Origin of the sequence: Paenibacillus favisporus, from assembly GCF_040545415.1 — a bacterium.
Lineage (GTDB): Bacteria > Bacillota > Bacilli > Paenibacillales > Paenibacillaceae > Paenibacillus_AQ > Paenibacillus_AQ favisporus.
In genome coordinates this window covers 1-18,119 of record NZ_JBEPLV010000010.1, presented here as the reverse complement: position 1 = coordinate 18,119, position 18,119 = coordinate 1, and the positions used below count along the sequence as shown (strand labels likewise).

The following is an 18,119-nucleotide window of genomic DNA, read 5'->3' as shown; positions in this document are numbered from 1 at the left end:
GAGATGTACTCTCTTGGAAGCATTACGCAAATTGATTCACGACATCATCGGGGAGTCGACTTTGATTACTGCGACGTTAAGCCAGCTTCGCAAACGTGAGGGAATTTCTTTCACCAAAGTCCAGATCAAACCCGTGGAATTAAAGAAAAAAGTGCATTATCAGCTGGCTTATGTTCATCCCAACAAAGTGGTGCATCAGAATCTGACGGCCGCAGAGGCCGAGCAGACGATCATAGAGCTGTTCGAGCAGACCTTCCGGCAGGCGCTGATCTGCACGCCCGAGGCGGATTACCAGATTCTGATCAGCAAAAAATATAAAGTATCGATCCTGACCAAGTCCCCGACCAAAACGACGGCGGATCTGGCGCATAACCGCAAGAAGCAGTACGTGCTGGAAGAAGGGGAACCCGTACCCTTCCTGGTCGAGCTCGGCATCATGAACGAGCAGGGCAAGGTGCTTGCCCGCAAATACGATAAGTTCAAACAGATCAACCGCTTCTTGGAAATGGTCGAGGACATCCTTCCCTCTCTTCCTGACAGCCGCCCGATCACCATCGTGGATTTTGGCTGCGGCAAATCGTACCTGACCTTCGCCCTCTATCACTATTTGGCGGTCCAGGAGCGAAGGGTGCTGAATGTTGTCGGATTGGATCTGAAGGCGGATGTCATCGAACACTGCAGTATGCTGGCGGAAAAGCTCGAATATCAAAATTTGCGGTTTCTGGTCGGTGACATTGCGGATTATGACGAATTGGAGCAGGTCGATATGGTCGTCACGCTGCATGCCTGCGACACGGCGACCGATGCCGCGCTCGAGAAGGCGGTCCGCTGGAACGCCCAGGTGATCTTGTCGGTTCCGTGCTGCCAGCATGAGTTGTTCTCCCAGGTGAAGAACGACGCCCTGTCACCGCTCCTGTCGCACGGCATCCTGAAAGAACGCTTCTCGGCGCTCGCGACCGATGCCATTCGGGCCAAACTGCTAGACTTGATGGGATATAAGACGCAGCTTCTGGAATTCATCGATCTGGAGCATACGCCCAAGAACATTTTGATCCGCGCGGTCAAAGGCAGCAGCGGCAACCGGGATCAATTGTGGCAAGAGTATACCGCGTTCCGCGATTTGCTCAGCACTTCTCCTTATCTGGAGAAGGCATGTGCCGATTTGCTGCCCGAAGGCTCACTCCGGCAGGAGCTGGAAGAGAATGGCACCCGCCAATCGTAAACGAACAAGAAGCGCATAAATATTACAGACGATATGGAGCGCAGCTTCCATGATCGCAGTGCACAGGACGAAGGCTTGGCTTTTGGGCTGCCCGTTTCGGCAAGTTAGCTTGGGGAAATACTGGCTAACAGAACGAGTGAACGGGAGCGTGAAATGTAGAGCATGAAAGAGTGTGCACGGTGGATGATGGGGGCTGCGCTGTTTGCCGTGATGGCGGCTGCGGTCTGGCGTTCCGGCTTGTATTTTTCGACGGATCTATATCCGGTTTGGCTCGGCTTTGGCCTATTCTGCGCCGGGGCGGGCGGATGGGGGCTGTACCGGTTTAACCGGGGCCAGACAGGCGAACAGCGACTGATCAACCGAATGGCCGAAGCGTCACCGCTTGCGGGCTGGGTGCTGTGCAGCCCGTTTCTGATGATGCTTCTCTATGCCGTTCACGGGGCGATTGGTTCCGTGTCTGTGCTCGGGGACGGGAATCAGGCGCTGCGCTGGGCACTGTATGGGTCGTTCGTAGTGTTGGCCTGGGTGCAGGGTTCGGACAAAAGGGGAAGGCTTGTGCTTGCGGCGGTATGGCACATGACCGGAGGTCTTCTTGCTATGACCGCGCTGCTGTCGGTGTACGGATGGTTCCCGCTGCCTTATGCGATCGCCTATACGGCGGATCCCGAAGTCAGCGCCACCGGCGCGCGGCTGGCAGGCATGCTGCAGTATCCCAACACGTTCGGCGCCGTGATGGGGCTGTTTCTGCTCGAGCGGCTGTTCGCGCTCGGCCCGCTGCTGCAGCGGCAGCCGGCCGCACCGCCCGGCCGCGTGTTCCTCGGCAGCCTGCCGCTGCTGCCGTACGCCGCCGCGCTCCTCCTCAGCGAGTCGCGCGGCGCCTGGCTGGCGGCCGGCGCGGCATGCGCCGCCGGCCTGCTGATGGAGCGGCGGCGCATGGCCGCGCCGCTCGTGTTCGCCGCCGCTCCCTTGGCCGGCGCGGCGCTGCTGTACCGCCAGCTGGCCGCGGCCAAGCTGGCGGCGGAGCCGTGGCCCGGCCTGCTCACGCTGGCCGGGCTGTGGGCCGGCGGCATGCTCGCCGGCCGATGGCGCCTGCGCCTGCGCGGCGAAGCCGCAGGCGCGGGGCGCCGCCGCCTGGGCACGGCGGCAGGCGGCGCGCTGCTGGCCGCCGGTGCCGCCGTGGTCTTCGGCACCGTGCGGGAGCGCATCGTGCACAAGTTCGGCACGATGTCCGCCCGCCAGGCGATGGTCCAAGACGCCTGGGCGCTGGTGAAAGAGGCCCCCTGGCTGGGCCAAGGGGGCGATACGTGGCGCTTGTCCTACCGCGCAGTTCAATCGTCTCCCTATGTCGGGAGCCAAATGCACAGCGGGTACGTGGATGTGCTGCTGAATACAGGGCTCATCGGACTCGTCCTGCTGACCTCCATGCTGGCCGCCGCCGGACTGCTGATCTTCAGGAGGTGCCGCCGCCTGCTGCCTTCCTACATCGCGTTCCTTCTGCACGTCGCAGTCGATATCGATTGGAGCTACGGGATGGTGTGGCTGCTGTTTTTCCTGCTTGCTGCCCAGGCCGCGGCGGAGCCTTCCCTCGTGGGGAAGAAGACCGGCGGCGTTCTAGCTTCACCGCCGGAGCGCATCCGCAGGCATGTCCCCGCGCTGCTGTCCCTCTGGATTGTCATCGCTGTAGGGAGCTCCTGCCTGGCGTACCGCGGCTATATGGGCCACGCCGAGCATATGCAGGCGCTGAGAAGCCGCGACAACCAGGCGGCAGCGGCCCGTCTTGCCTCATCGCTGCGGTGGAATCCGGCGGACTATTCGGCCGCCCTGGATTTGGCAGGGCTTGTCCCGCCGCCTGCAGCCGAGGCCATCCTCCACCGCAGCCTCGCCTATACGCCGCATCATCCCGGGCTGCTGTGGGCTCTGGCCGACAATGCCGGCCGGCGGGGCGATGCGGGAGAGGCTATTTACTGGACTAGCGCTGCGCTTCGCCAGGATAAATACAATGCAGGGGAGCGGACGCGCAGCTTGGAGTGCCTGCTGCAGCTCGCGCGGGCCGAGTATACCGCCGGGCATGAAACGGAGGCCCGGCGCATCGCCCGCTTTGGCTTCGGGCTGTACCACGATTATGCCCGCGCTGCGGAGGACACCCGGCTCCGGGTCATTCGGAATGACCGGGAGTTTGCCCTAACGTTCGAGGCCAGGGAATGGGGCAGGCAGCTTGCGGCATTGTCCGGTGTGAGGGCTCGATGGACGGTGGAATGACAGTATGCGGGGAGGCGGATGCAAACGGTTCGGCCGCTTCCTGGTTTGTGGTCACTGCTTTCCCTTCTCCTAGTGTGCGTAGGTGTTATTCCTTGCGGCGCTGAAATGGGGGACAGCCGTAATGAAGCCCGGCTGCCCCGATGGTGCGCGTTGCCCAATGGCTGTTAGATGGGTGGACCAAGCGTTACCCGCCGTAAGCGTCACGGAACGCGCTGCTGAGCCTGCCGGGATCCAGCTGCCACAGTTCGGCGAGCTCCGGACAGACTTCTTTGTCCCACCAGTCGCACTGCACCTTGCGGTTGCTCCGGTTTTCATGAATCCATAGGAGGTTGCCTACCACCTTGCGGTAGTACATCGCTTCCCCCTGTTTGACCAGATCTGCCGGAATATGCACCTTCATTCGCTTGATCGCCCGGTAGAGCTCGTTGCTGCATTTCCTGCGGATGCCGCGTGCCGTTGGCAGAGCGGCCTTTTTGTTTTGCGGGATCTGGGGCATCTGACTCACTCCTTTATCCACACCATATGCTGCTTTTTTACGTGAAGACACCGGCGGGAGCAGATTGGGCACCAAGTAGAAGTCATGTCCATCCCTGTGCTAGAATAGCTTTGAAGTAGAAGAGTACATTGGGGAAGTGGGGGCCAGCGTGCATTTTATATCGGATATCATTAATCAGTTATTTGACTGGATTCAAAGTCTGGGCTATTTCGGAATTATGCTGGGTCTGATGATCGAGGTTATTCCCAGCGAGATCGTGCTGGCGTACGGAGGGTTTCTGGTGTCGTCGGGCCATATCAACTATATCGGCGCGGTTGTTTTTGGAACGGTCGGCGGCGTGATCGCGCAGCTGTTCATCTATTGGATCGGCCGCTACGGAGGACGCCCGGTGCTTGAGAAGTACGGGAAATACATTTTCATTCATAAAAAACATATCGATTACGCGGAGGAATGGTTCAACAAATACGGGACAGGCGTCATTTTTACGGCCCGGTTCATCCCGGTGGCAAGGCATGCCATTTCCATCCCTGCAGGGATCTCCCGGATGAATCTCGGACGGTTTACGCTGCTGACCACCCTGGCTGTCATTCCTTGGTCCGCATTGTTTGTATATCTTGGTTACCTGCTCGGAGACCAGTGGAAAAATATCGATGAGAAGGCGGCTCCATACATAACGCCGATTCTGCTCATTGCGCTGGCGCTGCTGATCGTGTATTTTCTGATTAAATGGATCAATAACAGAAGGAAGAGAGGCGTTCACTAATGGCTAAAAATGTGGCAGATTATTTGAATCGCGGGATTTCCCCCGAACAGTTCGTGAGCGGCATGCAGAAAAACCAGGAGGCTTTCAAGAACGGTTACGAGCAGTTTGCGTGGAGCGATGAAGGCGACAAGGAGTTTTTTGAAAGCCTGAAGTTTCGCGACGACCTCCGCGTGCTGATCCTGGCTGCCGATTGGTGTGGTGACGTTGTTCGCAACGTTCCGGTCGTATTCCGGGCGCTGGAAGCGGCGGAAATTCCGGTCGAGGTGTTTATTCTGGAAGAGAATTTTGATTTGATGGACCAGTATTTGACGATGGGCGGCCGGAGTGTGCCTGTGGTCATTTTTGCGGATACGGGCGGATACGTCTTGGGCACCTGGGGGCCGCGTCCGGCTCACGTTCAAAAGTTCATGGTCGAATTCAAACAGAACAATCCGGACCGGGAAGCTGCCGACTATCAGGACAACCTGGCGGTTACCCGCAAACAGATCGTCGAAGCTTACGGGGAAGGAACGGGCTTTCACGCCTCGATCATCAAAGAGCTGCGTGAACTGATTTCCGGATTTTGATCTGAGGCCATGCTGAACATCCGATCCTTTAGCCTCGGGCCGCTGGAAACTAATTGTTATGTCCTGACCGGCGACGATCCCGGCCGCGCCGTCATCATTGATCCCGGCATGAATCCCGCTCCGCTGATCCGGCACATTGAGGGTCTCGAGATCGAAGCCATTCTGCTGACCCATGCCCATTTCGACCATATGGGCGGCGTCGATGAAGTACGCAAGCTGACCAAGGCGCCGGTATATCTTCATGACCTGGAAAGCGAATGGCTGGTGAACCCGAAGATGAACGGTTCGCAGAACTGGCCGCAGGTAACTCCGCCGCTGACGACCGATCCCGCGGAATACAGCCTGGATGAAGGCCAGCAGCTGCAGCTGATCGGCCGCACGTTTACCGTCTACCATACGCCTGGACATTCGCCCGGAAGCGTCAGCTTCCTCTGCGGAAACGATCTTTTTTCCGGCGACGTCCTGTTCAAGCTTGGTGTTGGACGAACCGATTTGTACGGAGGAAGAGAAAGGGACCTGCTTGACTCCATCCAAAATACGCTGTTCACGTTCCCGGACGACGTGAAGGTGTATCCCGGCCATGGCCCTAAAACCTCGATTGGTTATGAGCGGGCGAACAATCCCTATGTCCGTTAAGGAGAGATTCGATAGGGAGTCAGCATTTCCGACAATTTCTGAGCAAATTTGTCTGGACAACCGGTTACAAGATTGATACAATGTGATTAATTTGATGAACCTTGTTACTTTCGCGAAGCACGCAAGCTGTGGCCCGATCCCGGTTTGCGTTCTTTTATTTTTGGGAGATTTCATGTTCATCTCACTTTATTTTTCTCCATATATATTTTTTCTTCAGCTTTACATGTCTATGTTTTTCTAGTAGACTATACAGACAAATGAAAGACATACATCTAGGAGGTAGACGATGCTGCAATTAGGGGAGAAAATTGTAATCGTCGCGGACGCCTTTGAGCAGAACCTTCCTATTGGGGAATACGGTTATCTGATTGCCTATGACCGGAACCCGGATAATGCTTTTGATTACGTAATTCGGGTACCGAAGATTAATCGTAACTTTTTCGTGCCATCGAGTGATGTTGAGCCAGAAGAGTTGCTCATACAGCATGAAGTCGAGATGACCACGCGGGAAGCGCTGATCGATTACGCCCTTGCGACATATAACGAGAAGCTGTTTCATCAGATTATGAACGGCGAGCTTGAGCAGGATGAGAAGGAAGAAGAGACTGCGCCTGAAGTGCTCTCCCAGGCGGAATTTATCAAACAGGTAAATCTCCGCGCCTGGATTTAGAGGAGTCGGCTTATTAGCCGGCTCTTTTTTGCGTTTGTAAGATATATATATCTAAGCTGAAGGTTGCCCTCATCATCCATTTCAGCTTCTAACTTCGAAGATACGACATCCTTATCCCGCAAGAAATCTTCCGCTTAGTGCGGTTTGGCTTCTTCGAATGTACGACGATGGACCTTTAAGTGAAAGGTATATCGGCAGGGGCTTAGGCCAAGGAATGATATAAGGCGCCGGCAGGCAACATATCGGTGCGTTTCATTTTGAACGGGTGCATTGAATCTTCCCCGGTTCTACAATATAATTAGAAACGTTATCCTGAGGCTTTAATCCTTTAAACACCAGCAGTCTGCAAGGGCATATCCATGCGTTTTTGCGGCTATGGAGCCGCGAATTCCGGGCTGCTTCAGGACAAGCTGCTTCGCTGAACGGATCCGGATGGAATGCCGCAGGGATGCTTAGATAAGAAGGAACAAGGAGGAACCGCTGATGAGTATTACCAATCAAGACGTTCAGCATGTGGCCAAGCTGGCCCGGCTCAATTTCACACCCGAAGAAGAGCAGATGCTGACCGAGCAGCTGAACGCCATTTTACAATATGCCGAGAAATTGAATGAACTCGATACCGACGGTGTGGAGCCGACGACGCATGTGCTGCATCTCAGCAATGTGATGCGCGAGGATGAAGCGAAAGACAGTCTGCCGATCGAGAAAGTTATGGCCAACGCGCCTGAAGAGGAAGACGGACAATTTAAAGTGCCGGCTGTCTTGGATTAGCGGCTAATCATTGAAGGGAGGAGCATTCATTTGAGCCTGTTTAACCATACATTGCAAGAATTACATAACAAGCTGCATGCCAAGGAGCTGTCCGTGCAGGAGCTTGTTGACCAGTCATTTCAGGTCATCGCCGAGCGGGACGAACGTATCGGGGCTTTTTTGACGTTGAATGAGGAGGAGGCGCGGAACACAGCCCGCCGGCTCGACGACAAACTGGCGTCCGGTCAGGCGCGCGGCCTGCTCTTCGGCCTGCCTGCCGGAATTAAGGACAATATCGTGACGGAAGGCTTGCGCACGACTTGTGGCAGCCAGTTCCTGGCGAATTTTAACCCGGTCTATGACGCAACCGTGACACGCAAGCTGCGTGAGGCGGATGCCGTTACGCTGGGCAAGCTGAATATGGATGAGTTCGCCATGGGCGGCTCGAACGAAAATTCCAGCTTCCGGCCGGTCCGCAATCCGTGGGACCTGGACCGCGTACCTGGCGGCTCCAGCGGCGGCTCGGCCGCGGCGGTGGCCGCTGGCGAAGCTTATTTTACGCTCGGATCGGACACCGGAGGATCGATCCGCCAGCCTGCGTCTTACTGCGGCGTAGTCGGATTGAAGCCGACTTACGGCCTTGTTTCCCGCTTCGGGCTCGTGGCTTTCGCGTCCTCGCTGGACCAGATCGGCCCGCTGACCAAGAACGTGGAGGACTCCGCTTACGTCCTACAGGCCATCGCCGGTCATGACCATATGGATTCGACATCAGCAAATGTCGATATTCCCGACTATCTGAGCGCATTGACCGGAGATGTCCGCGGCCTGCGCATCGCGGTGCCGAAGGAGTATATGGGCGAAGGGGTCGACCCGGCCGTGAAAGAGAAAATTCTGGCTGCCTTGAAGGTGCTGGAAGATCTCGGAGCCGTGTGGGAGGAAGTGTCCCTGCCGCATACCGAATACGCGGTGGCAACGTATTATCTTCTCGCCTCGTCGGAGGCGTCTTCCAACCTCGCGCGTTTCGACGGCGTCCGCTACGGCACCCGTGCCGACCATGCGGGCAGTCTGATCGATTTGTACCACGAATCGAGAAGCAAAGGCTTCGGTCCGGAAGTGAAGCGCCGGATTATGCTCGGCACCTACGCGCTGAGCTCGGGTTACTATGACGCCTATTACTTGAAGGCTCAAAAAGCCCGTACACTTATTAAGCAGGACTTCGACAACGTCTTTGAGAACTACGACATTATAATCGGGCCAACCGCACCGACGACCGCGTTCAAGCTGGGGTCCCAGGTGGATGATCCGCTGACGATGTATCTGAACGATATTTTGACCATTCCGGTCAGCCTCGCCGGCGTCCCCGCGATCAGCGTTCCTTGCGGACTGGCGGACGGGCTGCCGGTCGGCCTGCAGATCATCGGCAAAGCCTTTGACGAATCGACGGTGCTGCGCGTCGCCCACGCGTACGAGCAGAACACCGAACATCATAAGCTGCAGCCGAAGCTGTAATCTCAGGCGGGACCAGGAGGGAGCAAGAACAATATGTCATCAACCAAATACGAAACTGTCATTGGACTGGAAGTCCATGTCGAACTGCATACCAAGTCGAAAATTTTCTGCGGCTGCTCCACCGAATTCGGCGCGCCGCCCAACACGCATACGTGCCCGATCTGCCTCGGACATCCCGGCGTACTGCCTGTTCTGAACCGTCAGGCTGTCGACTACGCGATGAAAGCAGCCATGGCGCTGAACTGTACGATCGCCGATGTGAGCAAATTCGACCGTAAAAACTATTTCTATCCCGATTCGCCCAAGGCTTATCAGATTTCCCAGTACGACCAGCCGATCGGCGAGAACGGCTGGATCGACATCGAAGTCGACGGCCGAACCAAACGGATCGGCATTACCCGCCTGCACCTGGAAGAAGATGCGGGCAAGCTGACGCACGTCGACGGAGGATTTGCGTCACTGGTCGACTTTAACCGCGTCGGAACGCCGCTTGTCGAAATCGTGTCCGAACCTGACATTTCGTCGCCGGAAGAGGCGAGAGCCTACCTGGAGAAGCTCCGCGCGATCATGCAGTACTGCGAAGTTTCCGACGTGAAGATGGAGGAAGGCTCCATGCGCTGCGACGCGAATATCAGTATCCGTCCTGTGGGGCAAAAGGAATTCGGCACCCGCGCCGAACTGAAGAATATGAACTCCTTCCGCGGCGTTCAGCGGGGCCTGGAGTACGAAGAGTACCGCCAGGCGGAAATTTTGGACGACGGCGGCAAAGTTGTGCAGGAGACACGCCGCTGGGACGAGGCCGCCGGCAAGACGCTGTCGATGCGCAGCAAAGAAGAAGCGCATGACTACCGCTATTTCCCGGATCCCGACCTTGTCAGACTTCATATCGATGAAGCTTGGAAGGAGCGCATCCGCGCAACGATTCCCGAGCTTCCGGATGCCCGGCAGGCGCGCTATACTTCCGAATACGGCCTCCCGAGCTATGATGCGGGCGTCATTACATCTTCGAAGCCGCTGGCGGACTTTTTTGAGGACAGCCTGAACTATACAAAGGATGCCAAAGCGGTTTCCAACTGGATTATGGGCGACCTCCTCGGATACTTGAACAGTACCGGCCTGGAACTGCCGGCCCTCAAAATTACCGGCCGCGGTCTCGGCGAAATGATCGGATTGATCGAGAAGGGCACGATCAGCAGCAAAATCGCCAAAACGGTATTCAAGGAAATGCTCGAATCCGGCAAGCTGCCACAGCAGATCGTCGAGGAAAAAGGACTTGTGCAGATCAGCGACGAAGGTGCGATCAAAACGATCGTCGAGCAGGTTGTCGCGGCAAATCCGCAATCCGTTGAGGACTTCAAGGCGGGCAAGCAGAAAGCGATCGGCTTCCTGGTCGGCCAGGTCATGAAGGAGAGCAAGGGCAAAGCCAACCCTGCGCTTGTCAACAAGCTGCTGGCCGAAATATTGAGCCAATAAAAGCTTGAGCTTCCCTAGGGGCTTGTCCGTGTGACAAGCCCCTTTGATTTAGCATTCATTTTCATTTTCGCGCATGCGCTCGAGGTGGTTCCGAATATGATAAACAGACTGTTTCTGGATGACGAGGACATGGTCGATCAGATCTGGCGTCTGCAGCATATGGCTTACCGGCTGGAGGCGGAGCGGATCGGTTTCCGCGATATTCCGCCGCTGATGGATACCCATGAAACGATACGCAAGTGTAAAGAGGATTTTTACGGATGCTTAAATGAGGACGGAGAACTAATCGGAGCGGTAGCAACGGAGCAGGAAGCGCCGGATACGATTACGATCAGCCGGATGATGGTTCATCCCGGTCATTTCCGCAAGGGGATTGCCGGCAGCCTGATTCAGCACGTGCTGGATCTTCATCCGGATGTTCCCTTATTCATCGTGTCCACAGGAACCAAAAACACGCCGGCCGTGGCGCTGTACACCAAGTATGGCTTTGTTCCTTTTGACCGGTATGAGGTAGCTCCGGGCGTGGAACTGACGACCTTTCACAGAGCGTCCGATTCGTCACAATAAATACCTCAGCAGAATGGGAGAGGTTGACCCTTGCAGGATCCATGGTATATCGATAATGTGCATATTTTGCTGCGTTTGCTGCTGTCTATGCTGCTCGGCGGATTGGTCGGTCTGGAGCGGGAGCGGTCCAACCACGCGGCTGGACTCCGAACTCATATTTTAGTGTGCATGGGATCGGCGTTAATTATTATGCTGTCTATTTACGGCTTCTCCGAATTCGTTCACGAGGTGAACATCCGGATCGACCCTGCCCGTTTGGCATCGGCCGTCATTACGGGGATCGGATTCCTGGGAGCCGGAACGATTCTGTTTACCGGTAAATCCATTACCGGTTTAACAACGGCTGCTTCCGTATGGGTCGTCGCTGCTGTCGGCTTGTCTGTCGGCGCCGGGTTTTATTTCGCGTCCGTCGCTGCCACGCTGCTTATATTACTGACGCTCGTGGTATTTAATAAGCTGGAGCAGCGTTATATCAAAGGGAGCAAGCTCCACTTGTTCACGTTCCACGCCGTTTCGGTTCCGGGGCTGCTTGAATCGATCTCGGAATTGGTGCAGGCGGAAGGCATCGCCGTGAAAAAATTGATTATCAATGAACGGAGTGCGGCCGCGCCCTTTGAGCTGGAGCCTCCCTCCACCACGCTTGAGATCTCGATGCACGTCCTGATCAAGCATTCCTTTGATCCGCTGCAGCTGGCTTCGCAAATCCGGAAGCTGGAAGGAATTACACTGGTGTCCCTAGACTGACGAAAACGCCGAAAGCTCCCGGGTGACCGGGGGTTTTTGCTTTGACAGGCCGGATAATCCAGATATTGACCTGTTAATTAGGGGACAGAATAGGGTACTATCAGGAAAAAGGACTCGGCCAAACCATTTAAAGAAAGGAGCTGCAAGCATGCATTCTGCCGGACATCACTCAACAAATTCAGCGGACGAACCGCAGAAAGGTAAACGTCGGTTACGCATTCATTCCAAGGCGGAGCGGGGAGTCCGCAAGCGCCGGCTGTATTCCCGCAAGCGCAAATTTACCGCAGGGCTTCTTGCAGCGATTTGTCCGGGACTCGGCCATATTTATCTGGGATTGTACCGTAAAGGGGTTTCTCTTATATTCGCACTGATGCTGGATGCGTCGGCGCTGCTCTATTTTTCTTCCATCGGCATCCAGATCAACGTACCATTGCTTATTTTGCTCGCGCTTTTATTTCCTGTCGCTTATTTTTATAGCGTTTATGATGTGCTTCAAGCTGCGGATTATGTGATTTATCACCGGAGAAGGGCTGGGCTTGAGCTGCCGGATGAAGAGGAGACGGAACGGGCGCATCCCTTTGCCTTGGAACGCAGCATCGCTTTCGGCGTATATCTGGTTGCCGGCGGGCTGCTGATGATCGCCTTTTATCAGAAGCCCAAATGGCTTGGCATGTTTATTGAACAGTACGGACAAACCGCGGCTGCGGTCGTTTTGATCGTCCTTGGTTTGTTTTTCGGGCTTCGGGAGACGCTCCTGTTTTTAAACCAAAGACGCGGAAGATGAACCGCTGCGCCATAGCCTGGTTTATGGCTGTGCTGCAGCGTGGAAAGAGGTGATCGACAACGTGAACCGAAAACCCAAATTGCGGGTGGGGCGTTTTACTGCTGTGCTGCTGCTGGTTGTGACCGGTGCACTGCTGTTGACGGATGCGGTTCAAGGGACCGAATACATGCTGCTCCTGCTAAAATGGTGGCCGCTGCTGGCCGTCCTGTGGGGTGCCGAATATATTGTACTGTACTGGTTTATGCGGAAATCGCGAACACCCGGCTGGGGGCGTTTCCGGCTGGATATTCGCGGAGTGCTGGTGGCTGTACTGCTGTCGGCTTCCGTCTTTGTCGTCACCGAACAGGACCACTACCTGCACTTGTGGAATAAGGTCAGTTTGAATTTGACGGCGGCTGGTGTGGACTACAGTGAGGCTAAGGGTAAGCGGTTTGATAAGGACCCGATTTCGATTCCTGTCGCCTTCGAGACCCAAGCGGTGAATGTCGACAATATTAACGGCGATATTTTGCTGCAGCGGGGACCTGTGGACGACATTCGGGTGGATACCGAGATGTGGGTGGATCAGATTACGGGGCCGGAAGCGGATGTGATCGGGCAGGAATCCACGGTTGACGTCAGCGACGGAACCACCGTTACGATCCAAACCAAAGGCAAGGCTTACGGGCAATCCGGCAAAAGACAGCCGCGGATGAACCTGACTATTACGCTGCCGGAAGACCGCCGCTTTAATTTTTCCATCCGGACGATGAACGGCGGTATTACCTTGAATCATGTAGAGGCCATTGAGCAAATTACGCTGGAAAGTGCAAATGGCGAACTTAAGCTGAATCATATTCTTGGGCAGGTTAAAGGAAAAACGCTGAACGGGGCCGTTCAGGCTGCGAACGTTACCGGCTCGGTTGATCTCTCGACCAACCGGGGGAATATGGAGGCGATCGATGTTTCCGATTCTGTTGCGCTGACATCCCAGGTCGGGAATCTGTCGGTCATTCGGGCCCAGGGTAAAATCAATGTAAGCACCAAGAACGGCAACATTTATGTGGATGACATCAAATCGGATTTGACGGCAGAGTCGCTCAACGGCGATATTACGGCAAGATCGAACTCCGTCGGCGGAAACTGGGACATCTACAGCGCTGTCGGGGAGCTTATCCTTGATCTGCCTGGGGATGGCAACTACGCCATTGACGGAACGATCAGCTATGGCGATATTCATAATATGTTCCCCGAGTTTGTCGTAGACAAGAAGAGCATAACCGGCGAGATCGGCACCGGTGACTATACGATCCATGTCGAAGGCAACAGCGAACTGAATGTGAATAAATATTAAAAAAGGATGAACATGGAAGATTTAACGGCTTCTGTGGGGCGGGGTCCGTTGACAAAGCTCAAAAGATAAACGTACAATAAAGTTATTAACGACTATGTTAAAACATTAAAGGCGGTGGGAATCATGTCTACGCGAGTCCAACATGCACTAGAACAACTGAAGGCAACAGGTGTTCGGATTACGCCCCAACGTCATGCGATTTTGGCCTATTTGATGGAGTCCATGAACCATCCGACGGCGGATGAGATATACCGCGCGCTCGAGCCCAAGTTTCCGAGCATGAGCGTCGCGACCGTATATAACAATTTGAAGATGTTTATGGAAGCGGGAATGGTCCATGAGCTGACCTATGGAGATAATTCGAGCCGCTTTGATGCCAACGTGTCGGATCACTTCCACGTGATCTGCGAGAAATGCGGCAAAATTGAAGATTTCATATATCCTTCTCTGAAGGATGTAGAGCATACAGCGGAACAGAGCACTGGATTCAAGGTCAAGGACTTGAGGATGGAGCTTTATGGGATATGCAGTTCTTGCAAAGAACAATGATTTTTGAAACGTGCGGACTCCTGCAAAGGATTCTTCACGTTTTTGTTTTTCAGGCAGAACCTTTCTGAACATCCGGAACATACCGGAAGGCGTGAATTGAATAAAATGACGGAGGATTAGCGAGTGAGCAGAAGAAGACGCAGACGCCGCCCCTCAGCGGGGAGGCGCTTTACGATATTCCTGGGCTTGTGCCTGATCATAGCCGGGGCCTATCTGACGGTGACCGAAATTCTACCGAACCCTTTGCATGAAAAACCGGATTGGCGCGGCATGGACAAGCCTATTTTCGTGGAAGGGAAGCTTCAGGCAGAACCAGCCGAAGGAGCCGGTGAACAGCTGATGCTTCCGCTGCCGGTACTGCAGAAGGTGGTCGATCCGACGATTCGATATGAATCAGGGACCCAGTCCATCATTTTGACGACGCCAGTGCGGGTCATGCGGCTGCAGACAGGACAGAAAAAGGCGCAGCTGAACAACAAGCCGGTTGAGCTCCGGTTTGCTCCGGAGGAAAAGGACGGCGTGCCGTACATGCCGATTCAGCCGCTTAAGGAACTGTACGGGGTTAACATCCATGAGGATGCCGCTACGGGTGCCGTCATTTTGATGAAAGCCGGGGATACCATACAGATGGGGGCGGCCAAAGGTCAGCCTGACGATAAGGTGAAGCTCCGAAAGGGGGATTCCATCCATTCGCCGATTCTGGCTGACATGAAGGGCGGTACTCCTCTGCGGATTTGGGATTCGGAGGGATCTTGGTATTTCGCCCAGATGGATAACGGCTACAGCGGGTATGTCCGCAAGGATGAAGTCTCACTTGGGGACAAAAAGACGATCGAAATTCCGCCTATCCCGCCAACCCGGGCGGAGCGCAGCTGGAAAGGCAAACCCGTCAACCTGGCGTGGGAAGCAGTCTATCAGAACAAACCCGATCCGGCCGTATTGGACGGACTGGACGGTGTCAACGTCGTCAGCCCGACCTGGTTCAGCATTATCGACGGCAAGGGCAACGTGCGCAGCAATGCGGATATGGCTTATGTGAATAAAGCCCATGCCCTTAAGATGGAGGTATGGGGGCTGATCAATAACAGCTTCGATGCCGACATAACTACGAGCGCGATGGCCACCTACGAAACGCGGCTGAATACGATCAGCCAGCTGCTGGAGCTGGCGCAGATGTATCATTTGGACGGGATCAACATCGATTTTGAAAATGTAAAAACGAAGGACGGCCCGAATATTACGCAGTTTGTGCGTGAATTGAAGCCGCTGGCGCAGGATAGAGGACTGATCTTATCGGTTGACGTCACGCCGAAATCGAGCAGCGAGCTGTGGTCCAAATTTCTGGACCGCAGTGCACTGAGCGAAGCCGCGGATTTTATTATGCTGATGGCTTACGATGAGCATTGGGCATCAAGTCCCGAAGCCGGCTCAGTTTCTTCCCTGCCATGGGCGGAAGCGGCTGCGAGAAAGATCTTGGATGAGGACGACGTGCCGCCGCAGAAGCTGATACTGGCCGTGCCGCTGTATACGCGGATCTGGTCGGAAGCGAGCAAGAACGGAAAGGTCGAAGTGTCCTCCAAAGCGGTCGGCATGAAGACCGTCAAAGATATTTTGGCCGAAAAGAAACTGAAGCCGAAATACCTGAAAGACGTGAAGCAGCATTATGTGGAGTATAAGGAAGACGGAGTCCTGAAAAAAATATGGATTGAGGACGCAGTGTCCCTGCAAGCGAGAGTGGACTTGGCCAAGTCGCTCAAATTGGGCGGCGTTGCGGCTTGGACGCGAAGCTTCGGGACGGAGGATGCCTGGAAAGTGTTAAAAGGAATACAGCAGTAATTACCTCATTGGATCAGCACTTATACTTTATGTAATAAAAAACCGGTACAGCCTGTGATCAGGTCGTACCGATTTTTTGTATTTAATGATGATGCGGCGTTGCTTGGGCTCCCTGGCCTTGCTGAGCGGCTTGCAGCTCTTCGGGAGTCATATTCGCCTGGTTGGGATCCAACGTCAGGATCGTGCGGCAGAACATGCAGCGGTCGGTTTTTCCGAGCATTTTGGTCAATTTGTGACATTCCGGACATTCGAGCTGCAGCGCGCTGGTCGACAGCATGCCGGCCCAGAAATATATTCCGAGGCTGCCCATCATGGAAATCAGGCCAATCACAAGACCGATGGCTGCGAACACCTTACCGGCATGTCCCCAAAATACGATACCGGCCGTCCCCAGAACCATCAGACCCATACCCAGCATCGTCAGCAGCAGGCCCCAAAGACGAAAAGCGTTAATTTTCGCTTGATTGAAAATCATGAATCTTTAGCTCCTATCATCAAATTTGTTGTATTTACAAAAAGAAGGAACTGACATGGACATGTAGAAGTATATTATAACTGAATTGGCTCATTTTCGCCAAGGAATGCATGGAGGGAGACGTGAATTTGTCCAATTTGTCCTTTTTTTATGGAGAGTCGGTTTATGTCGATGCCATGGGAACTATTATTTTTCGCCAAGAGGGTCATAAATTTGATGGATCGCTGCTACATGACTTTGATCTTATTATACTAATCGTTCGCGAACAAGAAGATAAACCGTTAACCGTAGAACATACGATGGCAGGGGAACTGCGCTGCCAAGTGCTGCATGTCAGTTTGGGCTCGCTTCGGCGTTGGCTGGTGGCCGGCGAGAAGGGGGACCTGGTGAAATGTTTCATGGAGGGAGAGATCGTTCACGATCCGTATGCCCGGCTGGCGCAGCTTCGCCAGGATTTCATTGAATTCAGGCAGCCGCTGAGGGACCGGAAGATGCTGTATGAATTTTCCCATTTTCTATGGATGTACGTGGAAGCCAAACGCTATATGCAGGAGGGCTTTTACACGGATGCTTACCACAGTGTGCTGAATTCGTTGAAGCATTGGGCCAAGATCGAGCTGATCGAGCAGAAGGTTCTCCCGGAGAAAGCTGTATGGGAGCAGGTGCGCGGACTTAACACGGCCATTCATAAACTGTATGAAGAACTAACCCAGAGTACGGAAACGCTCGCTCAGCGTGTCGAGCTGGTCATGCTTGCCTGTGAGTTTTCAGTCATGTCCAAAATGGCCGAGTGCACGGTGCTGCTGCTGAACATTTTGAGAAGCCGGCCGAAGCCCTGGAGCGTGGAAGAGCTGGCTCATCATCCCGAGCTCGATATGATCAGCAACAAGCTGCCGCTGGTACTGCGGACGCTGGTCAACCGGTCGTTGGTACGCGAAACGGCGGTCTGGAGCGAAGGGGCGACTTACGGGAATCAGGGGATTCGCTATTCCGCCGAGTAACTGTTTTTAGTAAGGGCATATATGAAGGTCCGGAAGAGAGGGGATGATCCCTCTTTTTTTGTTATCCAAAGGCAAAGAAGTGCTGCGAACAATCGCGTGTAGCTGTGAAGCGTTCGGGAAATGCAGGCTCACTGTGTATATCGGTTTAATACTTCTCTAAGGGTATAGTTAGGGGAAGATTGGGGAAATTTGAAAAGACATGCGGATTTTAAAAAGTGGTTGACTCCATTATTGTTTATGTGTTAAATTATATCTCGCCCCATTCAATGACGGTTTCCTTGAAACCTGATAATTCGACAAGATTTTAAAAGAAATTAAAAAAATGCTTGACGAAAAGATGGGCAATATGATATATTATAAAAGTCGCCGCTGAAACACGGCGATGACAACAAAACGAAGTTTGATCTTTGAAAACTGAACAACGAGTGAGTATAAACGCGATGGTCTTATGACCGGAGCGATTGAGATTAAATCAATCTCGTCAGA

General features: G+C 54.3%; 18 protein-coding genes. 16 read left to right on the top strand and 2 right to left on the bottom strand.

Going from position 1 to position 18,119, the window contains the following annotated elements; genetic code table 11:
• Positions 1 to 13 precede the first annotated feature (13 nt).
• Both ABID47_RS32040 and ABID47_RS32035 read left to right on the top strand, forming a co-directional pair.
• On the top strand, positions 14 to 1,222 hold the full coding sequence (locus ABID47_RS32040; RefSeq protein ID WP_354503138.1) for a class I SAM-dependent methyltransferase: 1,209 nt from the start codon (positions 14 to 16) through the stop codon (positions 1,220 to 1,222).
• Between the two features lie 162 nt (positions 1,223 to 1,384).
• A complete protein-coding gene (locus ABID47_RS32035) occupies positions 1,385 to 3,481 on the top strand; it encodes an O-antigen ligase family protein (protein ID WP_354503136.1) in 2,097 nt (698 codons plus the stop codon).
• A 184-nt stretch (positions 3,482 to 3,665) separates the two neighbouring features.
• On the opposite strand, the gene ABID47_RS32030 is transcribed toward ABID47_RS32035, so the two are convergent.
• A complete protein-coding gene (locus tag ABID47_RS32030) occupies positions 3,666 to 3,977 on the bottom strand; it encodes a dehydrogenase (protein ID WP_116234426.1) in 312 nt (103 codons plus the stop codon).
• A 148-nt stretch (positions 3,978 to 4,125) separates the two neighbouring features.
• Between ABID47_RS32030 and uptA the strand changes: the two genes are divergently transcribed.
• The 13 genes from uptA to ABID47_RS31965 all read left to right on the top strand — a co-directional run bounded on the left by uptA (position 4,126) and on the right by ABID47_RS31965 (position 16,157).
• Positions 4,126 to 4,740 (top strand): undecaprenyl phosphate transporter UptA, encoded by a 615-nt coding sequence (uptA, locus tag ABID47_RS32025; protein ID WP_076176260.1) that lies wholly within the window; start codon positions 4,126 to 4,128, stop codon positions 4,738 to 4,740.
• Positions 4,740 to 5,306: a thioredoxin family protein gene (locus ABID47_RS32020; RefSeq protein WP_251679192.1), complete on the top strand. Its 567-nt coding sequence runs from the start codon at positions 4,740 to 4,742 to the stop codon at positions 5,304 to 5,306. The genes uptA and ABID47_RS32020 overlap by 1 nt, the downstream gene beginning before the upstream one ends.
• Positions 5,307 to 5,315: 9 nt before the next feature.
• Positions 5,316 to 5,942 (top strand): MBL fold metallo-hydrolase, encoded by a 627-nt coding sequence (locus ABID47_RS32015; protein ID WP_145949833.1) that lies wholly within the window; start codon positions 5,316 to 5,318, stop codon positions 5,940 to 5,942.
• A 286-nt stretch (positions 5,943 to 6,228) separates the two neighbouring features.
• Entirely contained in the window at positions 6,229 to 6,612 is a 384-nt protein-coding gene (locus tag ABID47_RS32010; RefSeq protein WP_076176040.1) for an ATPase, read from the top strand.
• 483 nt (positions 6,613 to 7,095) lie between these two features.
• Positions 7,096 to 7,383: an Asp-tRNA(Asn)/Glu-tRNA(Gln) amidotransferase subunit GatC gene (gene gatC, locus ABID47_RS32005; RefSeq protein WP_076176038.1), complete on the top strand. Its 288-nt coding sequence runs from the start codon at positions 7,096 to 7,098 to the stop codon at positions 7,381 to 7,383.
• Between the two features lie 30 nt (positions 7,384 to 7,413).
• Complete coding sequence (gatA, locus tag ABID47_RS32000) at positions 7,414 to 8,871, top strand: Asp-tRNA(Asn)/Glu-tRNA(Gln) amidotransferase subunit GatA (protein WP_354503133.1); 1,458 nt, start codon at positions 7,414 to 7,416, stop codon at positions 8,869 to 8,871.
• Positions 8,872 to 8,904: 33 nt separating this feature from the next.
• Positions 8,905 to 10,344 carry an Asp-tRNA(Asn)/Glu-tRNA(Gln) amidotransferase subunit GatB gene (gene gatB, locus ABID47_RS31995; protein ID WP_076176032.1) on the top strand — a complete coding sequence of 480 codons (1,440 nt, stop codon included), beginning with the start codon at positions 8,905 to 8,907 and terminating at the stop codon, positions 10,342 to 10,344.
• A 96-nt stretch (positions 10,345 to 10,440) separates the two neighbouring features.
• Positions 10,441 to 10,911, top strand: a complete 471-nt coding sequence (locus tag ABID47_RS31990; protein WP_354503131.1) for a GNAT family N-acetyltransferase — start codon at positions 10,441 to 10,443, stop codon at positions 10,909 to 10,911.
• Positions 10,912 to 10,941: 30 nt separating this feature from the next.
• Positions 10,942 to 11,655 (top strand): MgtC/SapB family protein, encoded by a 714-nt coding sequence (locus tag ABID47_RS31985; RefSeq protein WP_076176028.1) that lies wholly within the window; start codon positions 10,942 to 10,944, stop codon positions 11,653 to 11,655.
• A gap of 148 nt (positions 11,656 to 11,803) precedes the next feature.
• Entirely contained in the window at positions 11,804 to 12,439 is a 636-nt protein-coding gene (locus tag ABID47_RS31980; protein WP_354503129.1) for a hypothetical protein, read from the top strand.
• A 61-nt stretch (positions 12,440 to 12,500) separates the two neighbouring features.
• The gene (locus ABID47_RS31975) at positions 12,501 to 13,772 is read left to right on the top strand and encodes a DUF4097 family beta strand repeat-containing protein (protein WP_354503126.1); all 1,272 of its coding nucleotides are present in this window, start codon (positions 12,501 to 12,503) and stop codon (positions 13,770 to 13,772) included.
• Positions 13,773 to 13,895: 123 nt separating this feature from the next.
• Entirely contained in the window at positions 13,896 to 14,321 is a 426-nt protein-coding gene (perR, locus tag ABID47_RS31970) for a peroxide-responsive transcriptional repressor PerR (RefSeq protein ID WP_116234434.1), read from the top strand.
• Between the two features lie 123 nt (positions 14,322 to 14,444).
• Positions 14,445 to 16,157 carry a glycosyl hydrolase family 18 protein gene (locus tag ABID47_RS31965; protein WP_354503124.1) on the top strand — a complete coding sequence of 571 codons (1,713 nt, stop codon included), beginning with the start codon at positions 14,445 to 14,447 and terminating at the stop codon, positions 16,155 to 16,157.
• 82 nt (positions 16,158 to 16,239) lie between these two features.
• Here the strand turns inward: ABID47_RS31965 and ABID47_RS31960 are convergent, their stop codons facing one another.
• Entirely contained in the window at positions 16,240 to 16,632 is a 393-nt protein-coding gene (locus ABID47_RS31960) for a DUF2614 family zinc ribbon-containing protein (RefSeq protein WP_354503122.1), read from the bottom strand.
• 122 nt (positions 16,633 to 16,754) lie between these two features.
• Between ABID47_RS31960 and ABID47_RS31955 the strand changes: the two genes are divergently transcribed.
• Positions 16,755 to 17,633 (top strand): nucleotidyltransferase-like protein, encoded by an 879-nt coding sequence (locus tag ABID47_RS31955; RefSeq protein ID WP_089549871.1) that lies wholly within the window; start codon positions 16,755 to 16,757, stop codon positions 17,631 to 17,633.
• Positions 17,634 to 18,119: the final 486 nt, after the last annotated feature.